Raw genomic sequence first — 17,819 nt, 5'->3', positions numbered from 1 at the left:
AGTAAGAAAACAGGCATGGTAAGATAACCAAAAATCCTATTCTCTGCACGCGCTATTTCAGCCAATAACCGAGGCGCAAATCAGTCCTCAGGATGCTCCCACACGCCCCGCGGGCTATAATGCAGATGTCCGGCCTGGATATGCAGAGGTGCCGCTACATTGTTATGATACAACTGTCCTGTGCCCAACCCCTGCGGAAAACCAGTTTCGGCGTAGGAGCCAGCCAGCTGACTGATGGCGTTCAGCCCTACGTTGGACTCCAGGGCCGAGGTCAGCCACCAGCCTATGCCCCTTTCCCGCGCTTTGGCAGCCCACGCCATACTGGCCTCCAGCCCTCCTACCAGGGTAGGCTTTAGCACAAGATAAGCGGGGTGCACACTGTCCAGCAGGTGTTCCTGCCGTTCAGATTCCGTCAGACCAATGAGTTCCTCATCCAGGGCCACTGGCACCGGCGAGAAGCGGCACACCTGTCGCAGCGCGTCCCACTGCCCGGCCTGAATAGGTTGCTCGATGGAGTGCAGGTCAAACTGCGCTAGTTTCTCCAGCTTGCCCAAGGCTTCCTCTGGTCCAAAAGCCCCGTTGGCATCTACGCGCAGAGTTAGGCGCTCCGGCCCGGCCACGGCCCGTATTTCGCGCAGCAGCTCTAGCTCCGTGTTGAAATCGAGGCCGCCTATTTTTAGCTTCAGACAAGAGTAGCCTTCCGTCAGCTTTTTTTCAATCTGCTGGCGCATGAAAGCGGCGTCGCCCATCCAGATCAATCCATTGATAGGCACCCCTGCCTCTCCCCGACTAAAGGCGTTATCATAGAGGCAGTGCCGGCCACCGTGCGCTAAATCGAGGGTAGCAGTTTCCAAGGCAAAGCGCAGGGCAGGCCACTCGGGGCCTACTAGCTCGGTTGCCTCCTGGGGTAGCAGCTCGCGCAGCTGGCGGCGGTTGAACTCGCGGGTGAAGCCTTCCAGGGTCGCCTCAAAGTCGGGCCGGTAATCAGGGCTGAGGCCGGCTAGCGGGGCAGCTTCGCCGATACCCTCCAGATGGGGCTGCTCCGAGTCGTGCAGGTGCAGGTAGTAAGCTGTGTGCTCCGTAATGGCCCCGCGGGAGGTGCGGGCTGGGAAGTTGAAGTGCAGAACGCGGCGGGAGTAGCGAAGCTGAAGCATAGCGGGCAAAGGACGGGGTAGCAGGCAGGAACTGATCGGGGTGGCAATATACGGGCTGACGCGGGGCTGGTGCCTGCCCACGCGAAAGCGCCGCTCCTGCCTCGGAAAACCCGAGACGGGAGCGGCGCCATTCAGGCGACAGGACCAGCAAAACCGGCTCCGTCGTCAGCCTCAGAGGTCAGCTTATTGTGCGGCAGTGCCCTGATTGCCGCGTCCGCGGCTGGCCTGGCCCCCCTTTCGGCCGGCAGCCCGGGCTTCTTCTGAGGTAAAGCGGTGCCCACGGCCACTCTGGTGCGAGGCCCGGCCGCCTTCGCTGGCAATGCGGCGCTGGGTGGCGGGGTCCATGGCGGCGAAACCGCGCGGACGCTTGGTGACGGGTGTTTCGGCCGGGGTTGTACGATTCGCGGATTTGGTGTTCATAGCTCGTAGGGTAAGGTTGGTTGAGGAAATCCTTTAGGTCGATGGTGCTTCACTAACGACTAGAGGCAACGGAAGATGCCAGCAGATTAGACAATAACCTACTTGAAATTGTAAAATACCGCTTTTCACTGAGGAGCTACACCGTAGTTATACGCACGAGCTACGTTAAACACGTACCGATGAGCTTTCTCCGGATTTTCCTGTAAACTACCCGCCTACTTTACCGTTATGCTGTAGAGTCTTTCTGCTTTTCCTGCGTGCTATGTCCCATTTCCCGGCCTCCGTATTAATCTCTTCCGGTCACCTTGCATCGGCCCTGACCCGCTACCAGGCAGTGCGGCAGCAAACAGAAGCCCTGTGCCGCCCCCTGCTGCCGGAAGACACCATTGTGCAGCCCATGCTGGATGTGAGTCCGCCCAAGTGGCACCTGGCCCACACCACCTGGTTCTTCGAAACGTTTCTGCTGACGCCTTACCTGCCCGGCTACCAGGTGTATCATCCTAGCTACGCCTTCCTGTTCAACTCTTACTATAACTCTCTGGGGTCCCGGATAAACCGCGCTGACCGGGGTACCCTCTCCCGCCCACCATTACAGGATATTTACGCCTATCGGGCCTTCGTGGACCAGCAGATGGAGCAGCTACTAGCTCTGCAAGATACCCTGCCGGCTGCCTTTCAGGAGGTATTCGAGTTAGGCTTGCAGCACGAGCAGCAGCACCAGGAATTGCTGGTCACCGACATCAAGTATATTTTGAGTACCAGCCCTTTGGCACCGGCGTACCAGCCCGCACCAACTGTGGTGCCCCCGGCGGCCGAGGCGCCGGCAGTCAGTTGGCTACCGGTGCCGAGCGGGGTGCACCGCATTGGCTTTCAGGAAGAAGGCTTTCATTTCGATAATGAGCAGGGGGCCCACGATACCTACGTAGCCGACTTCGAGCTGCAAAACCGCTTGGTTACCAACGCCGAGTACCTGGAGTTTATGGAAGCTGGCGGCTACCGCGACTTCCACTACTGGCTGGGCGAAGGCTGGGAAATGGTGCAGCAGCACGGCTGGGAAGCGCCCCTGTACTGGGTTCTGCACGAAGGGAGCTGGCACCGCTTCACTCATCACGGCTTGGTGCCGGTGGCCATGGTGGCTCCGGTTACGCACATCAGTTTTTATGAGGCCGATGCCTACGCCCACTGGCGGGGCTGCCGCCTGCCTACGGAGCAGGAATGGGAAATTGCGGCCCGTCATTTCCAGGCGGCTCCTACCGGCACTTTCCTCGAAAGCGCCCTCTATGACCCGCAGCCCCTACCCCCCTCTGCCTCTGCAAACCAGTGCCACCAGTTACTGGGCGAGGCCTGGGAATGGACTTACTCGGCCTACCACCCCTACCCCGGCTATGAGCGGGCAGCCGGCGCCCTGGGCGAGTACAACGGCAAGTTTATGCTGAACCAGATGGTGCTGCGCGGCGGCTCCTGTGCCACTCCCCAAAGCCACATCCGGGTCACGTACCGCAACTTTTTCCACCCCGATAAGCGGTGGCAGTTTACGGGCATTCGGCTGGCGCGCTAGGTAGGGGGCCGGCTCCGTCTGGTTTTGTCTGCTTAAGTTGCCGGCTCTCCCCAGCCTGCCCCTCCTTCCTTTCCTCTCTCGCATATGCTCACTCGTCCTGTTTCAGGCTCCTCCCCTTCCTCTCCGGCATCAGCACCCCTCACCGAGCCAGATACGCCCCTGGCCCGGCATGTGCGCGAAGGCCTGAGCCTACCCTTCAAGACCTTATCCTCTACCTACCTCTACGATGACGAGGGCAGCCGCCTGTTTCAGCAAATTATGGCACTGCCGGAATACTACCCCACCCGCACCGAGTTTGGGCTCCTGACACGTCATCAGGAAGCTATTAGCCGGGCCCTGCGTCCCCAAAACCCTACTGAGTCCTTCTTTCTGCTGGAGCTAGGGGCTGGCGACGGATTGAAAACCAAGATCTTACTGCGCCATCTGCTGGAAACCGGAGCCCAGTTCACCTACGTTCCGGTAGATATTTCCAAGGCGGCCGTAGATGGCTTGGCGGCCAGCCTACGCACAGAGCTGCCCGCCCTGCAGGTAGAACCCGTGGTGGCCGACTACGCCGAAGCCCTGCGGCTGATGGCCAGCCGGCCGGGCCGGAAGGCAGTGCTGTTTCTGGGGTCCACCATCGGTAACTTCCTACCCCCCGACCGCCAGCAATTCCTGCAAAGCTTGGCCCAGCCCCTCACCCCCGACGACCGGCTGCTGGTAGGGTTCGACCTCCAGAAAGACCCGCGGCTGATTCGGGCGGCGTACGACGATAGCCAGGGCGTAACGGCCCGCTTCAACCTGAATCTGCTGCAGCGCCTGAATCGGGAGCTAGGCGCCGATTTCGACCTAAGCCAGTGGCAGCACTACACCGATTATGAGCCGCTCAGTGGAGCCGTGCGCTCGTTTCTGGTGAGTTGCCAAGCCCAGGCAGTGCACTTCGCCGCCCTAGATTGGCAGGTGGAGTTTGCCGCCTGGGAAATGATTCATACCGAAAACTCCTACAAGTTTACCCGCCCCGGTATTGGTGCCGCTGCCCAAGACAGCGGGTTGGCTGTGGAGGAGTTTTTTACCGATGAGCAGGACTATTTTGCGGACGTGATTCTGCGGCCGGCGCGCTAATGGCGCGCGGTGCTGTTTGTTCTACAGTTTGGCCTACCCCCCTCTATGTCCGCCAACCCCGCGCACTCATCTGTTCTTAGTCTGGCCTCGGGCTACGGCTCCTTTGCTCCACCCCAGGTTGCCACCGAGGCAGCAGTCCGGGCTCTGCAAGCAGGCTCCCTACCCCTGCTAGATGCGGCAGGCCTGCCCCAGCTCCGGGAGGCTCTGGCTGGTGTGCATTCTTCCTTAGGCGGCGGAAGCGTGGCGCCGGAGCAAGTGGTGGTAATGCCGGGCACGAAAGCCGCCTTGTTTGCCCTGCTCCGTACCGTGCTGCGCCCCCACGATGAGGTGCTGCTGCCTACCCCCAACTGGTTTGGCTTTTGGGAGCTGATAACGCAGGCCGGCGGCACCGTGCGGGAACTGCCACTTAGCCCCGAGAGCGGCTACGCTCTTGACCCTGAGCAGCTCCGGGCAGCTCTTACGCCGCGCACCAGGGTAGTGCTTTTCTCGAACCCCAACAACCCCACCGGCCGGGTGTATTCGCGCGCTGAAGTGGAAGCCTGGCTTACGGTAACTCGAGAGTACCCCGAGCTTTTTGTACTCAGCGACGAGATTTACAACGGCATCAGCTTTGGGCCGGAGCCCCCGCCTACCCTGCTTAGCTTCCCCGATCCGCACGGCCAGCACCTGGTCGTGAACGGCTTCAGCAAGTCTCTGGCCCTGATTGGTTGGGGACTGGGCTACCTGATAGCACCGCCTGCCACAGCCCGGGCCTGTGCGGCCTGGCAGCACGCCACAGGCAACGCCGTGCCGGCCCCATTGCAGCACGCGGCCCTGGCCGTTACCCAGCACGCCCCCACCATTGCCCGCAATTTGGTAAACCAGCTACAGCCTACCCGCCGGCTCATGCTCTCGGCCCTGGCCGACCTCCCGCTGGTGCCGCCGCTGCAACCCGAGGCCACTTACTACGCCTTCCCCGATTTGCGCGCCTACCTCCGCCCCAAGGCTGAACCCATTGTGGCCTCTCAGGAGTTGGTAGCTCACCTGCAAGCTGCTGGCCTAACTGTAGTGGATGGCGCTACCTGTAGTGCGCCGGGCTTTGTGCGCCTATCCTATGCCGTGCCGGAGCAGGTGTTACAAGAGGCCCTGGCCCGTCTGCGGCAGGCCTTGAGCACGTTGCCTTACTGAGTGAAGGTAAAATAGGCGCGCGGGCGCAACGGAAGTTTGCTACATGAAGGCTCGCGGGGCGGGGTGTTGTACCTTTGCGGTTCTTTTTACCGCTGCTTCATGTCACGCTCTGATCTTCGCTCCCATTTACTACCCACCCTGAGCCTGGCTTACCCCGTAATGCTCAGCCAGTTGGGGCACGTACTAGTAAACGTATGCGACAGTATGATTGTGGGCCAAACGGGCAAAGTACCCCTGGCAGCAGTTTCGCTGAGCGTGAGTGTAAACACCGTAGTAATGGTACTGGGCATGGGCCTCACCATGGGCATTACTCCCCTGGTAGCCGCCGCCGATGGCCGCCGCGATGTTCCTACCCTGGGCCGCCTGCTAGTGAACGGGGTATGGTTGAGCGCGGCCGTGGGGGTAGTACTGGCCCTGTGCGGTCTGCTGGTTCCAGAGGTCCTGCCCTACCTCAACCAACCGGCTGAAGTGGTGCTGCTGGCCACGCCCTGGGTGCGGGTTATGTTTCTCTCCTTGCTCCCCCTGATGTTGTTTCAGGGTTTTAAGCAGTTTGCTGAAGGGTTGGGGCTTACCCGCCAGGCCATGCTCCTTTCTGTTCAGGCCAACGTGTTGAACGCCGTGCTGTGCTACGGACTGGTATTCGGGAAGCTGGGCATGCCAGAGCTGGGCATGATGGGCGCTGCCTGGGCTACCCTGATTGCCCGCGTAATAATGGCAGTGCTTATGGCCGGCTACGTGCTGCGCGCCGTACGCCTGCAGCCTTACCGCGAAGCCGCCGCCGAAAACCTCCGCCCCGACGCCGTTGGGCTGCGCCGCCTGGTAGGGCTGGGCTCCCCCATCGGCGTGCAGATGATGTTTGAAATGGGGGCCTTCAGCTTCTCGGCCATCATGATTGGCTGGCTCGGAGCTACTGATTTGGCTGCCCACCAGATTGCCATCAACGTGGCTTCGGTAACCTATATGGCGGCCAGTGGTATTGCGGCGGCCGCTACTATCCGGGTAGGCAAGCACCTGGGCAGCCAAGATGCGGCTGGGGCCCGTCAGGCCGGCTTAGCTGCTTACCTGCTCACCTTCCTGTTCATGAGCCTAATGGGCGTATTGCTGGTTTTAGGTCGCCATACCATTCCGCTCTACTACAACCACGACCCCGAGGTAGTAGCCCAGGCGGCTGGCCTACTGCTGATTGCCGCTGCCTTCCAGGTTTCCGATGGGTTGCAGGTGGTAGGCCTAGGGGCCCTACGCGGCCTGGAAGATGTAAAAGTACCCTCCGTGGTGGCCCTGCTGGCCTATTGGGCCGCCGCCCTACCCCTCGGCTACGTGTTAGGCTTCCGGCTGGGCTGGGGAGCTACTGGCGTATGGGTGGGTCTACTCACGGGCCTGACTCTAGTGGCCGGTATTTTGCTAGTGCGCTTCCGCAACCGGCCGGTGCTTACTTCTGAGGTGGCAATGAACGAAGCAGCCTTCTCCCAACGTTAAGCAGCTCAGTCGGCTGTGCCCTGACACTACTTGCATTTCCAGCTGATCAATCCAGGGAATGCGGCCTGCTCGTAGCTTGTGCCCGACCTGGTTTTACGTTTCTTTCTCCGCTAGCCTTATCCTGTTTTAGCGCCGCATGCTGTTTCATTTTTCTCTCCCTCTCTTATTCAGCGTTCTTCCCCTTCTCAGCCAGGGCCCTACCACGCCGGCTCCGGCGCCTGCGCAGCCGCCGGCTAAAATCGAGTGGAGGGCCAACCGCCCCCTAACCTGGGACGATTTTAAGAGCCGCCCCACTACCGATCAGCTGGCCGCGCTGACATCATCCAGCATTGATGCCAAAGTAGGCTGCGTTGACTATGTGTTTTCGGCGCAGGTGCGGGCCGTGTTCGTGCCCACGGAGTCGTGGGTGCGCTACCCCAAGCAAGCCACCGCCAACCTGCTCCGCCACGAGCAGCTCCACTTCGACCTGACGGAAGTACACGCCCGTATGCTGCGCCAGAAGCTCAGCACTATAAAGCTCGACTGCGAGAAGCTGCAGCCGGCCTTCAACAACCTCACCAAGGTAGCTTTCCTGGCTTGGCAGCGGGAGGAAGGCCGCTACGATCAGGAAACCAACCACGGCCTTAACCAGCCCCGCCAGCAAGCCTGGGAGCAGCAAGTACAGCAGCGCCTTCAGCAGCTGGAAGCCTATGCCCTGAAGTAGGAAGTTTGCGGGGCTATTGAACCGTACTGTACGATTGATTCTGGCTGCCCACCCTACCCCTCTCAACCGCACAAAGCCCCAGCGGAGCAGTACTAACCGTTGAACGGTTAGTGCTGCTCCGCTGGGGCTTTTCAACTATATGCACTAGGTTGCTGCCAGAATGCTGCCCCCACGGGGTTTACGAAGCCGCTTGGACGGCAACTCACCATTTTACTATCTCCCTATTCAATCTTATGCTAACCTGGGCTGAATTTGAACGTGTGGACCTGCGGGTAGGCACCATCCTAGAAGCACGCGAATTTCCGAAGGCCCGGCGGCCGGCTTACCAGCTACTGCTTGATTTGGGCCCTGAAATCGGCCTGAAAAAGTCTAGCGCCCAAATAACCCATCACTACCAACCCGCCGACCTGATTGGGCGGCAGGTGCTGTGCGTGGTAAACTTTCCGCCCAAGCAAATCGGCAATTTCATGTCGGAAGTGCTGGTAACGGGCGTTTCCGATGAGCAGGGTCACATCGTGCTATCAGCCCTGGCAGCACCCGTACCCAATGGCAGCCGCCTGATTTAGTTATCGGCGTCGGGGCGGCGTTGGCGAAGGGGGCGTAGCGGGTACAGTGCTGGCGGCATCATGCGCAGTTTGCAGGCGCGCTTCCCGCAGGGCCAGGCTATCGACCACCACGGCGTAAATCTGATCTAGGTCTTTCTCGTGGATGGCGTAGTAGCGGTAGCTCCTGACGAAGGAAGAATCATCGACGGCGAAGCGACTGTAGAGGCCTTTTCTGGCTTGCAAAAACAGGGCCCGCGACGAGTCAGTGGGTAGGCCGGCAGCATCTGCCCGCGCTTCCAAGGTATGCAGCTCCACCAGCAGGCTCACCATCTTGTCGCGCGGAATAAGCTGCTGCGGTGGCGTTACCTCATCATTTTTCTGGCAGGCTGTAACCAGCAGGGCCAGTGCCCCTATCCACATCGTTACTCGAAACGAAAATCTTTTCACAGCGGCAAAGTTAGGAGGAACCCGTAGTTTAGTTTAAATGAAACCCGCCGACTCGCCCTTTCAGCACCTCGTTCGCAAGCTCCGGCAGATGGAAATCCGCATCCTGAAGGCGGTGGATGCCCAGCTGCAGGGCGATTTTCATTCCGTGTTCAAGGGCACCGGTCTGGAGTTTGATGATGTACGGCTGTATCAGTACGGCGATGAGGTACGGGCCATTGATTGGGCAGTATCCAGTAAAGGCCACGGCACCTTCGTTAAAACCTACAAGGAAGAACGCGAGCAACAGGTGCTTTTATTGCTGGATGTTAGCGCCTCGCAGCAGGTAGGCGCCGCTACCCGTCGCAAAATCGACGTAGGGCGGGAAATCTGCGGGGTATTGGCCCTGGCCGCCGCCCGGCAGGATGCCCAGCTCGGCATTCTGGCTTTTTCTGATCAGAAGGAAATGTACCTGGCGCCTGGTAAAGGCATCCGGCACGCCTACGCCCTCATTAAACGCCTGTTTGACCTGGAGCCCCGTAGCCGACAGACGGCCGTGGCAGCCGGTATTAAGCAGGCCCTGGGGTTACTTAAGCGCCGCACCATAGTGCTACTGATTTCTGATTTTATTGATGCTGACTACGAGCGGGAGCTAACCATGCTGGCTCGAAAGCACGATTTGGTAGTGCTGCAACTGCTGGATCAGCGGGAGCGGGAGTTTCCGCCCTTGGGCATTATTCCGCTACACGACCAGGAAACGGGGCGCACGGTGTGGGTGAATACGTCCTCGGCCGCGTTCCGGGCCCGCTACCGCGCTACCTACGAGCAGAACCGGGAGCAAATCGGGCAGATCTGTCGCCGCCACCGCACCGAGTACCTTTCCATTGCCACCGACACCGATTTTGTGCCTCAACTGGTCAATCTGTTTCGGCGGCGTAATCAGCGTGGGGGCCGTGGGTAGCCGCAGTTTAGTTGGCTGGTGGCGCGGCGCGGCCCTGGTTTTCAGCGCAGCCTTAGCTCTGTTGCCAGGGCTGGCCACGGGTCAGGCTTCGGCCCCAGACCAACCCGTGCCCACGGGCCGGTTTCTGCAGCGCGCAACGCTTGTGGGCGAAGTGATTGACTTCGAGCTTACCTACCAGCATACTCCGGACCTAGAGGTTATTTTTCCGGATTCGGCAGCTGACTTTGCGCCTTTTGAGTACGTAGGACGGCGTTACTACCCCACCCGCACCCGCCAAGGCCGCAGCCTCGACCGCGCCGTGTACCAGTTGCGCACCTTCGCCCTCGATTCGGTGCAGCAACTGGCGCTGCCCGTTACAGTACTCAGCGGACTTGATACGCTATTAGTTCCTACGGCTCCGGCTCAGGTGCGGCTCCGGCGCACGGCGCCGCTGGAAGTAGCGGCGCCTCCCGTGCTTCGCCAGAACCTGCGCCTGCTACCCGTGGAGCCCCAGTTCAACTACCCCTATTGGCTGGCGGGCACGGCCCTGCTGCTGGCGGTGGCTGGCGGGGTAGTGCTGGGCTTCCGGCGTGGGCTGCGCCAACGCTACCGTCGCTACCGGCTGCGCAAAAACCACGCGTATTTCCTGGCTCAGTACGCCCGCCACGTCGAGCGCTTTACTTTGTCTCGTTCCCTAACCAACATGGAGCGTGCCATCACGCTCTGGAAAAACTACCTCTCTACCCTCGAAGACAACAACATCACCAGCCTGACCACCCGCGAAATTGTGGCCCACTACCAGAACGACGCCGACGTGAGTTTAGCCCTGCGCCTCGCCGACCGGGTTATTTATGGCAATCAGTTCTCTGAGGATGAAACCGAAACGGATCTGGCCTTTGAGCTGCTACGCCGCTTTGCCGAACGCCAGTACACCCACGTAATGCACCAGCTAGGCGCCCTACATTCTACCCCGTCGGGGCCGCGTCGGCCTACCCCCGCAGCCTAGCCGGGGCAGCGCCGCTCTACCCTTCTCTTCCGTCCGAAACCCGGCCCTACCCCTCAGATTCACTACTTTTACCGCATGCCTCAGCTCTGGTCTGATGTTCTAGCTCCCGTGCTGGATAGCGTGCGCTACGCTACCCTGGCCAGCTATACCTGGGAGCAGCCCCGCCTGCTGCTGCTGCTGCCGCTAGTGCCACTGTTGTTTGTGCTGCGATGGGCCCTGGCCCGGCGGCGGCGCGCGCGCCTGGGGGTAGCCTTCGTATCGGGCCAGCTCCCGCGAGACTGGAGCACGGTGCTGCGCTTTTTGCCCGATGTGGTGCTAGCTCTGAGCCTGAGCTTTGGCATTCTGGCCCTGGCCCGCCCCCAGCGCACCGATGAGCGGGTGGTGCAGCAAGGCGAGGGCATTGATATTCTGCTGGTGCTGGATGTATCGGGCTCTATGGAGCTGCAGGATCTGCGCCCTAACCGCCTGGAGGCTGCCAAACGAGTAGCCCGCGAGTTTATTGATGGCCGCCAGGGCGACCGGATTGGGTTGGTGGCCTTTGCTGGCGATGCCTACTCACTGGCCCCGCTTACCACCGACTACGACCTGCTGCGCGACAACCTGCAGGAGTTGCGCCTGGGCATGATTCCGAACGACGGCACGGCCATTGGCACGGCGCTGGGGGTAGCCACCAACCGCCTCCGCGACTCCCGCTCCCGCACCAAAGTGTGCATTCTGATTTCCGATGGCGAAAACACGGCTGGCTCCCTCGACCCACTGACGGCGGCGCAACTCGCCCATGCCTACGGCCTCAAGCTTTACACCATTGGGCTGGGAAAAGATGGTATTGTGCCTTATGGCACCGATGAAACGGGCCGCCCTACCTACGTCAGTACCCGCCTCGATGAAACCACCATGCGGCAGATTGCCCAGGCCGGTGAGGGCCGCTTCTTCCGGGCTTCCGACAACACAGCCCTACGCCAAACCTTCGCTCAAATCAACCGCTACGAGAAGTCCGAAGTCCGGCAGACCCGCTACCGCAACACCCGCGACTACTACCGCATTTACCTGTTCTGGTGCGTGGGCCTGTGGCTGGTATGGCTAGGGCTGAAGAACACCTTCCTCACGAATGCACTGGAAGACTAAATCACTGATTTGCGCTGATTGGTCGTGATTTAGCTGATTTTTAAGGACAGAGCTACCTTGGCGGCAGACAATAATGTACTGGCTGGGTTTTACTTCCTGAGAGCCTAGCTTTGCTTTCCTATATTCTCTTACTTCCTGATTTTGCCTGATCATCGGCATCAGCGAAATCACGACTAATCAGCGTAAATCAGTGATTTCTGATAATCTGCACCGCATTCAACAACGCCTGACCGGCACGGCCGCCCGGCTGGTAGCCGTTACCAAAACTCACCCCGTGGAGCGCCTGCGCGAGGCGTATGAAGCAGGTGCCCGCATCTTCGGCGAGAACCGGGTGCAGGAAATGGCCGCTAAGCAGCCCGAGCTACCTGCCGATGTAGAGTGGCACCTTATTGGGCACCTGCAGACCAACAAGGTGAAGTACATTGCTCCGTTTGTGCATACCATTCAGAGCATCGACAGCCTCAAGCTTTTGCTTGAAATTGAGCGCCAGGCCGCCAAACACAACCGCATGATTGAGGGCCTGCTGCAGTTTCATATTGCCGATGAGGAAACCAAAACCGGCCTGACCCTGGCCGAGGCAGAAGAAATCCTGCAGTCGGCGGAGTTTCGGGCCCTGCGGCATGTGCGCCTGGCCGGCGTGATGGGCATTGCCACCAACACCCCCGACGAAGACCAGCTACGCCGCGAGTTCCGGCAGCTACGCGGCTATTTCGACAAGCTAAAGGCGCTGTACTTTGCTGAGGACGAGGACTTCCGCGAAATTTCCATGGGCATGAGCTCCGACTACGAGCTGGCTCTGCGGGAAGGCAGCACTCTCATTCGGGTGGGCAGCGCTATTTTTGGCTCGCGGTAATATTTCGGTTGCCGGTTTTCAGTTGCCAGTACTGAGCTACTAAAGCTGTATAAACGAACTGACAACTGGTAACTCAGCACTGGCAGCTGAAAACTGGCAACTCACACCTGAAAACTCAACCATATGACAGCTCGACTTATTATTCAGCTGGCCGCTTTACTAGGCGGCCTAGGCGTCGGAATTGGGGCCTTTGGGGCGCATGGCCTACGCAAGATGCTGGAGGCTTCTGGCCGCTTCGAAACCTTTGAAACCGCCGTGCGCTACCAGTTTTACCACGCCCTGGCCCTGCTGGCCGTAGGTATTCTGCTGCACATTAAGCCTGAATTGCAAAGCTTGGGCACCACGGCCTGGCTGTGGCTGGGCGGCGTGCTGGTGTTTAGCGGCTCATTGTACGTGCTGTGCCTGACCGGTATTACCAAGCTGGGCGCCATCACACCCATTGGCGGCGTGCTGCTCATTGCCGGCTGGATTACTCTGCTGCTGGCAGCTCGGCAGGTGTAGGGTTCCCTACCCCCGTTACAAGCAAAAAGGCTTGCCGCATGGCAAGCCTTTTTGCTTTTTTACTGAAGCCCAGTGCTTAGGAAGCTTTCTTCTTGGCTTTGATCTTGTTATCGCCAATCTTGGTTTTCTGCTTGGCGTCTTTGGTGTCAGCGGGGGCCGATACGTCGGTAGAAGCCGGGGCAGCCGTCATGGCGGCGTTGGCCTCTTTCACATCACCCACCAGCGCAACCATGGCGTTACCGCCCGCCGAGTTCGATTCAACGGTCAACACTTTGTTCTGCATGCCTATTTTGCCGGCCGAGTTGAATTTGGCGGTAATCATGCCGGTTTTGCCGGGCATAACTGGCTCGCGGGTCCAGTCGGGGGTAGTGCAGCCGCAGCTCACGCCAATGTTGGAAATCACCAGGGGCTGCGTGCCTACGTTCTTGAACTTAAACGTGTGTTCTACCACGTCGCCGGTTTTGATGGAACCGAAGTCGTACTTCATTTCCTCAAACTGGATTTGCGGGCCTGCCACTTTGGTCTGGGCGTTGGCCGGCTTAACGGCCGCCGTCTGGGCCTGAGCCGCGAAGCCCATTACGGACAAGGAAAGAGCCAGAAGAAGTGCTTTTTTCATGGGTTGAACTGCTGGAAAGCGTTGGAAGTAAGCAAAAATACAAGTTTCGGGGGCTGCGCCAAGTTACGTGCCAGTTTTCGCCCCAGCGCCTCGGAAGCCGACATAAGCAACAACGCACAGCGGCAGTTGTTGCGTTCTTTTCTGCCGGAGTTTTTCGCCTTGGCTCCTACCCTAATCCAATGGCTCAGCCGGCCAATCGGTTGGCTTTGTGCTGAGGCTTGCGGCCGTTGTGTGGGGTAAGCGCATATAGGGCAACCGGGGCGGGCAGCGGCCGGTTGGTATTTACTCCTGATTTTCGTCGGCGAGAAGCTTCTTGTTGAAGTTCAGCAGGAACAGCTTTTCCGAGGAGCGCGTAACAGCGGTATAAAGCCAGCGGGCAAACTCACTATTCACCATGTCTTCCTTCAGATAGCCGTGGTCCACGAATACCGCCTGCCACTGGCCACCCTGGGCTTTGTGGCAGGTGAGGGCATAAGCGAATTTCACCTGCAGAGCGTTCAGGAACGGGTCTTTGCGCATGGCGGCGGTACGTTCCTTCTTGGTTTCGAGGTGGGCATAATCGGCACTCACGGCGTCGTAGAGGGCTTTGTTCCGGTCGGCGGGTAGGGCTGGGCTTTCAGTGTGCAGGGTATCGAGCAGCAGCTTGATTTCCATGTCCGGCTCGTCGGGGTAGTCCACAAGGCGCACGCGGGCATCGGCAAAGCGGAAACCAAATTCCTCCGTGAGGCGCACAATTTTTACTACCTGTACAAAGTCGCCGTTGGCCAGAAAGCCGATTTCCGAATCTTTAGGGAGCCAGTAGTAATTGTTGCGCACTACCATCAGATAGTCGCCCGATTCGATTTCATCCTCGGCCTCAAACAGGATGCGCCGGATGTACTGGTTGTACTGGTTGGCGTTTTTGTTGGAGCGGCAGATGATGGTGCTGTTCTCGTGCCCGAAGTTCTTGTAGGCCCAGCGCAGGCCGTCTTCCAGCTTGTCGCCACCCATAGCGAAAATATCGGGGTAGCCTTTGGTGAAGAAGGTGATTTGCGGGTGCTCCTCGCGCAGCTCTTCGCGCAGCACGGTGGCGTTCATCAAAATCCCCGACTGCTCGGCCTGGCGCATTACCTGGCGCAATTCCACCGAATCGACCTGGGCGCGGAAGCGGTGGCGCAGCAGCTCGGCATCGAGGGCGGGGCTGAGCAACTGGCCCACGGGCGGCAACTGGGCCGTGTCGCCGATGAGCAGCAGGCGGTTAGAGGGCTTCTCGAACACGTAATTCATCAGGTCGTCGAGCAGGCCATTTTCGCCGAAGGCTTTCTCGTCAGAAATCATGGAGGCCTCATCCACGATGAACAGCGTGTCCTGGGCCCGGTTGGGCTGGCGCTGGAACGACAGGCCCTGGGAGGGCGTGCCGCTGGTTTGGCGGTAAATTTTCTTGTGAATAGTGCTGGCCGCTACCCCGGAGTAGGTGCTCATCACTTTGGCGGCACGGCCAGTGGGGGCCATCAGCACGTATTTGCGGCCCATGCGGTGCAGCCACTGCACTAAAGCGCTGACCACCGTGGTTTTGCCCGTACCCGCGTAGCCACGCAGGATGAAAGCCTTACGCCCCGGTAGCGCATCGCCCAGGAAACCGTCCATCTGCCGAAACAGCGTGGCCTGATCCTGAGTAGGTTCGTAGGGAAAATAGTCGCGAACGGAGGGTGTTTTTACGGTAAGCATAGCAGTGTATTCAGCAGAACAAAGCTACGCCGGTTTAAGCTCCCGACGGGGGTAGCCAGTTTGTAGCGCCGGAACGTGCGTTGGCTGATGCCGGATACGTGTGCCGCTGCCACAACCGGAAGCTATGCTGCAGAATGGCGCCGCAACACCTTCCGTGCTCTTGCCGCCGCCAGATTGGCTCGGTTGTTATTTTTCAGAGCCCATTCTGTGCGCACAATAAGCCAAACACCCAGCTTCAAGGGGTGCCTTTCGCGGCGGCCGTAATTATGAGTTAAGCTAGCGGCAGCGTGATAACAAACTCCGTACCCCGCCCTACCCCCGATTCAACCGCCATAGTGCCGCCGTGGCTTTTTACAATATCGGAGCTGAGGGAAAGGCCCAGGCCGGTGCCCTCACCGGGGGGTTTGGTGGTGAAAAAAGCCTGAAACACTTTTGCCTGCACCTCCGGCGTCATTCCTACGCCGTTGTCCTGCACCCGGATTTCCACGGTGCCCGGCCGGATAGCGGTGCATACGCGCACCTTGGGGAGGTAGGCAGCATCGGCGGTTTGCAGACGCTGCACCACGGCGTACAGAGCATTCGTAAACAGGTTCAGCATCACCCGGCCTATGTCTGGCGCAACCACCGATACAAGGGGTAGCACGGGGTCCAGGTGGGTTTCTATGGTTACGGCTTGCGTTTTTTCGTGCAGCTCCGGGGCTTGGCGGGCCAGGTACAAGTACTCCCGAATTAACTCGTTCAGGTCTGTTGGCTCGCGCTGCCCGGTGCCGGCGCGCGAGTGTTCCAGCATGTCTTTGATGATGGCCGAAGCCCGAATTCCATGCTGGCTGATTTCCTGCAGATTCTGGCGCAGGCCTACCAGAATTTCCTGCTCCAGCCCGTCTTTCTGCTCAGGGTTGTGCATGGTATCTACCATGGTAGTGCTTACCTCTGCAAACCGCTTCATGAAGTTAAGCGGGTTCTGCAGCTCGTGGGCAATACCGGCCGACACTTCGCCCACAAATGCCCACTTCTCCGATTGCACCAGCTGATTTTGGGTTGCGCGGAGCTGGGCCAGCGTCTGCTTATTGATTTGCAACTGCCGGTATACTGCCACGCCCAGCCCCGATATAAGCAGAATGGCCACGCCCGCTACCCCCAGCAACTGGTTGCGCTGACGCAGGCGCATACTTTGCATTACTTTCTCCTGACGCAGCCGAAGAATTTGCGCGTTCTGCACCTGTTCCACTCGCTCCGCCTCATACTGAGCCACTAGGCTGCTGCCCTGAGCTTTATCCAGCGTATCCATCAGGTTGAAGTAGGCCCGGGCGTAGTTGCGGACAGGCTCGGCAGCCCCGTACGTGTCCTGAAAGCGAATAATTTGCTTTAGGTACTTGGGCCGTAGCATCTGAAAGTGGGCTTCCGTAGCTTTCTGATAAGCCAAGCGCCAGTGCTTATCGGCCTGGGCATAGTTGCCGCGCAGGGTGTGGTACTGAGCCCAAGTAGCATCAAGGGCAAACTCGCCGGGGCGGGCCGTGATGGGCATGTGCAGCGAATCGGATATGTGCTGGGCGCGGGTAAGCAGGGGCAGCACAGCCTGGGGCTGGTTGAGGGCCAGCAGCACTTGGCTTTTCAGCACCAGGCCATAGGCCTTAAACTGGGTGCCATCTACCGAATCGTGGCGGGCGGTTTCCAGGGTCAGGTCGGCGTAGTGCATCGCCTCCGGGTAGTTGCCTTGTTGTAGATACAACTTAGCCACAGCCTGCTGAGAAAAGAACCGCTGCAACCCGCTAATGGCGAATTTCTCATTGAGGGTAGCTGATTCCTGCAGGTAGTGTAAGGCCTTCTGGTTGTTGCCCCACTCAGCGTAGGTAGTGCCGGCCACCATCAGCTCGTTGATGTATAAGCGGTGGTGAAAACCCCGAAACAGGTCAGCAGCGTGCAGGTAATGGCTGATAGCCTGATTGTAGTCGCCGCGGTGGCGGTAGGAACCACCCAACACCAGGTAGCAGGCAGCCTCGTTTTCTACTACCCCCTGCACCTTGTACTGAGTCAGCTTGCGCCCAAAATAAGCCAGGCGGTTGTCGGAATCATGCAAGGCGTTGTAAAGTGGCCCCAGGTCAATGAGCAAGAGAGGCACCGGGTGCCCGGCGGCGTCAAAAAGCTCCACAGCTTGGTGCAGAGCACTCAGGGCTTGCTGGTAATTTTTGCCTTTCACCCAGAGCTGCACGCCGGCCTGCAGCTCCCGGTACGGGGCCTCATCGAGCTGCTCAGTACGCGCATTGAGCACGAACAGCTCCTGCAGCAGGGGTAGCACTTGCTGACGCCGGCGCGGCTCAGTCAGCTCTACTACATCCAGCATGTGCTGGATGGTACGTACCCGGGCCGTATCGGTGGGCTGCTGGTGCAGTACCTGGTTTAATGAATCGTAATTGGCAGCCCAGTACCGGTATTGGGCCAGAATAGGACTGCTAGTTATCAGCAGCAGCACCGTAATAATCCACTTCATAACGTAGCGAGGCAGGTCCGGTGGGGGAATGTAGCG

17 protein-coding genes are annotated in these 17,819 nt (G+C 59.4%); 11 read left to right on the top strand and 6 right to left on the bottom strand.

Annotation, left to right across the window (positions count from 1 at the left end):
- Positions 1-80: 80 nt before the first annotated feature.
- Positions 81-1,154, bottom strand: coding sequence for an o-succinylbenzoate synthase (locus DNI29_RS10045; RefSeq protein ID WP_110977976.1), 1,074 nt, complete (start codon positions 1,152-1,154; stop codon positions 81-83).
- A gap of 183 nt (positions 1,155-1,337) precedes the next feature.
- A complete protein-coding gene (locus DNI29_RS10040) occupies positions 1,338-1,574 on the bottom strand; it encodes a KGG domain-containing protein (protein WP_110977975.1) in 237 nt (78 codons plus the stop codon).
- A 262-nt stretch (positions 1,575-1,836) separates the two neighbouring features.
- Here DNI29_RS10040 and egtB point away from each other — a divergent pair, with 262 nt between their 5' ends.
- The 6 genes from egtB (at position 1,837) to DNI29_RS10010 (ending at position 8,145) form a co-directional block, all read left to right on the top strand.
- Complete coding sequence (egtB, locus tag DNI29_RS10035; RefSeq protein WP_110977974.1) at positions 1,837-3,132, top strand: ergothioneine biosynthesis protein EgtB; 1,296 nt, start codon at positions 1,837-1,839, stop codon at positions 3,130-3,132.
- An 84-nt stretch (positions 3,133-3,216) separates the two neighbouring features.
- The gene (gene egtD, locus DNI29_RS10030) at positions 3,217-4,233 is read left to right on the top strand and encodes an L-histidine N(alpha)-methyltransferase (protein WP_110977973.1); all 1,017 of its coding nucleotides are present in this window, start codon (positions 3,217-3,219) and stop codon (positions 4,231-4,233) included.
- A 45-nt stretch (positions 4,234-4,278) separates the two neighbouring features.
- Positions 4,279-5,400 carry a pyridoxal phosphate-dependent aminotransferase gene (locus DNI29_RS10025; RefSeq protein ID WP_110977972.1) on the top strand — a complete coding sequence of 374 codons (1,122 nt, stop codon included), beginning with the start codon at positions 4,279-4,281 and terminating at the stop codon, positions 5,398-5,400.
- 99 nt (positions 5,401-5,499) lie between these two features.
- Positions 5,500-6,876, top strand: a complete 1,377-nt coding sequence (locus DNI29_RS10020) for an MATE family efflux transporter (RefSeq protein ID WP_110977971.1) — start codon at positions 5,500-5,502, stop codon at positions 6,874-6,876.
- 136 nt (positions 6,877-7,012) lie between these two features.
- Complete coding sequence (locus DNI29_RS10015; protein WP_110977970.1) at positions 7,013-7,579, top strand: DUF922 domain-containing protein; 567 nt, start codon at positions 7,013-7,015, stop codon at positions 7,577-7,579.
- 233 nt (positions 7,580-7,812) lie between these two features.
- Positions 7,813-8,145 (top strand): tRNA-binding protein, encoded by a 333-nt coding sequence (locus DNI29_RS10010; RefSeq protein ID WP_110977969.1) that lies wholly within the window; start codon positions 7,813-7,815, stop codon positions 8,143-8,145.
- On the opposite strand, the gene DNI29_RS10005 is transcribed toward DNI29_RS10010, so the two are convergent.
- Positions 8,146-8,571 (bottom strand): DUF4296 domain-containing protein, encoded by a 426-nt coding sequence (locus DNI29_RS10005; protein ID WP_123823194.1) that lies wholly within the window; start codon positions 8,569-8,571, stop codon positions 8,146-8,148. It abuts the gene before it with no gap.
- Between the two features lie 37 nt (positions 8,572-8,608).
- Between DNI29_RS10005 and DNI29_RS10000 the strand changes: the two genes are divergently transcribed.
- The 5 genes from DNI29_RS10000 to DNI29_RS09980 all read left to right on the top strand — a co-directional run bounded on the left by DNI29_RS10000 (position 8,609) and on the right by DNI29_RS09980 (position 12,972).
- Positions 8,609-9,508 (top strand): DUF58 domain-containing protein, encoded by a 900-nt coding sequence (locus tag DNI29_RS10000; RefSeq protein WP_110977967.1) that lies wholly within the window; start codon positions 8,609-8,611, stop codon positions 9,506-9,508.
- Positions 9,450-10,493: a hypothetical protein gene (locus DNI29_RS09995; RefSeq protein ID WP_162303570.1), complete on the top strand. Its 1,044-nt coding sequence runs from the start codon at positions 9,450-9,452 to the stop codon at positions 10,491-10,493. Before DNI29_RS10000 ends, DNI29_RS09995 begins: the two co-directional genes overlap by 59 nt.
- Before the next feature lie 75 nt (positions 10,494-10,568).
- Positions 10,569-11,618 carry a vWA domain-containing protein gene (locus DNI29_RS09990; protein WP_110977965.1) on the top strand — a complete coding sequence of 350 codons (1,050 nt, stop codon included), beginning with the start codon at positions 10,569-10,571 and terminating at the stop codon, positions 11,616-11,618.
- Between the two features lie 190 nt (positions 11,619-11,808).
- Positions 11,809-12,471: a YggS family pyridoxal phosphate-dependent enzyme gene (locus tag DNI29_RS09985; protein ID WP_110977964.1), complete on the top strand. Its 663-nt coding sequence runs from the start codon at positions 11,809-11,811 to the stop codon at positions 12,469-12,471.
- Positions 12,472-12,594: 123 nt separating this feature from the next.
- Positions 12,595-12,972, top strand: coding sequence for a DUF423 domain-containing protein (locus DNI29_RS09980; RefSeq protein WP_110977963.1), 378 nt, complete (start codon positions 12,595-12,597; stop codon positions 12,970-12,972).
- A 76-nt stretch (positions 12,973-13,048) separates the two neighbouring features.
- On the opposite strand, the gene DNI29_RS09975 is transcribed toward DNI29_RS09980, so the two are convergent.
- The 3 genes from DNI29_RS09975 to DNI29_RS09965 all read right to left on the bottom strand — a co-directional run bounded on the left by DNI29_RS09975 (position 13,049) and on the right by DNI29_RS09965 (position 17,783).
- Positions 13,049-13,588: a DUF1573 domain-containing protein gene (locus DNI29_RS09975; protein ID WP_110977962.1), complete on the bottom strand. Its 540-nt coding sequence runs from the start codon at positions 13,586-13,588 to the stop codon at positions 13,049-13,051.
- 282 nt (positions 13,589-13,870) lie between these two features.
- Positions 13,871-15,295 (bottom strand): ATP-dependent DNA helicase, encoded by a 1,425-nt coding sequence (locus DNI29_RS09970; protein WP_110977961.1) that lies wholly within the window; start codon positions 15,293-15,295, stop codon positions 13,871-13,873.
- A 271-nt stretch (positions 15,296-15,566) separates the two neighbouring features.
- A complete protein-coding gene (locus DNI29_RS09965) occupies positions 15,567-17,783 on the bottom strand; it encodes an ATP-binding protein (protein ID WP_110977960.1) in 2,217 nt (738 codons plus the stop codon).
- Positions 17,784-17,819 lie beyond the last annotated feature (36 nt).

Source organism: Hymenobacter sediminis, from assembly GCF_003231285.1.
Taxonomy (GTDB): Bacteria; Bacteroidota; Bacteroidia; order Cytophagales; family Hymenobacteraceae; genus Hymenobacter; species Hymenobacter sediminis.
This window is presented reverse-complemented; position numbering and strand designations above follow the sequence as displayed.

Excerpts from the sequence above, each read along its gene's own strand:
- DNI29_RS09965 (WP_110977960.1), bottom strand. The coding sequence starts at position 17,783 with ATGAAGTGGATTATTACGGTGCTGCTGCTGATAACTAGCAGTCCTATT.
- DNI29_RS10045 (WP_110977976.1), bottom strand. The coding sequence starts at position 1,154 with ATGCTTCAGCTTCGCTACTCCCGCCGCGTTCTGCACTTCAACTTCCCA.
- egtB (WP_110977974.1), top strand. The coding sequence starts at position 1,837 with ATGTCCCATTTCCCGGCCTCCGTATTAATCTCTTCCGGTCACCTTGCA.
- DNI29_RS09975 (WP_110977962.1), bottom strand. The coding sequence starts at position 13,588 with ATGAAAAAAGCACTTCTTCTGGCTCTTTCCTTGTCCGTAATGGGCTTC.
- DNI29_RS09990 (WP_110977965.1), top strand. The coding sequence starts at position 10,569 with ATGCCTCAGCTCTGGTCTGATGTTCTAGCTCCCGTGCTGGATAGCGTG.
- DNI29_RS10020 (WP_110977971.1), top strand. The coding sequence starts at position 5,500 with ATGTCACGCTCTGATCTTCGCTCCCATTTACTACCCACCCTGAGCCTG.
- egtD (WP_110977973.1), top strand. The coding sequence starts at position 3,217 with ATGCTCACTCGTCCTGTTTCAGGCTCCTCCCCTTCCTCTCCGGCATCA.
- DNI29_RS10025 (WP_110977972.1), top strand. The coding sequence starts at position 4,279 with ATGTCCGCCAACCCCGCGCACTCATCTGTTCTTAGTCTGGCCTCGGGC.
- DNI29_RS10040 (WP_110977975.1), bottom strand. The coding sequence starts at position 1,574 with ATGAACACCAAATCCGCGAATCGTACAACCCCGGCCGAAACACCCGTC.
- DNI29_RS09980 (WP_110977963.1), top strand. The coding sequence starts at position 12,595 with ATGACAGCTCGACTTATTATTCAGCTGGCCGCTTTACTAGGCGGCCTA.
- DNI29_RS10000 (WP_110977967.1), top strand. The coding sequence starts at position 8,609 with ATGAAACCCGCCGACTCGCCCTTTCAGCACCTCGTTCGCAAGCTCCGG.
- DNI29_RS10015 (WP_110977970.1), top strand. The coding sequence starts at position 7,013 with ATGCTGTTTCATTTTTCTCTCCCTCTCTTATTCAGCGTTCTTCCCCTT.
- DNI29_RS10010 (WP_110977969.1), top strand. The coding sequence starts at position 7,813 with ATGCTAACCTGGGCTGAATTTGAACGTGTGGACCTGCGGGTAGGCACC.
- DNI29_RS09970 (WP_110977961.1), bottom strand. The coding sequence starts at position 15,295 with ATGCTTACCGTAAAAACACCCTCCGTTCGCGACTATTTTCCCTACGAA.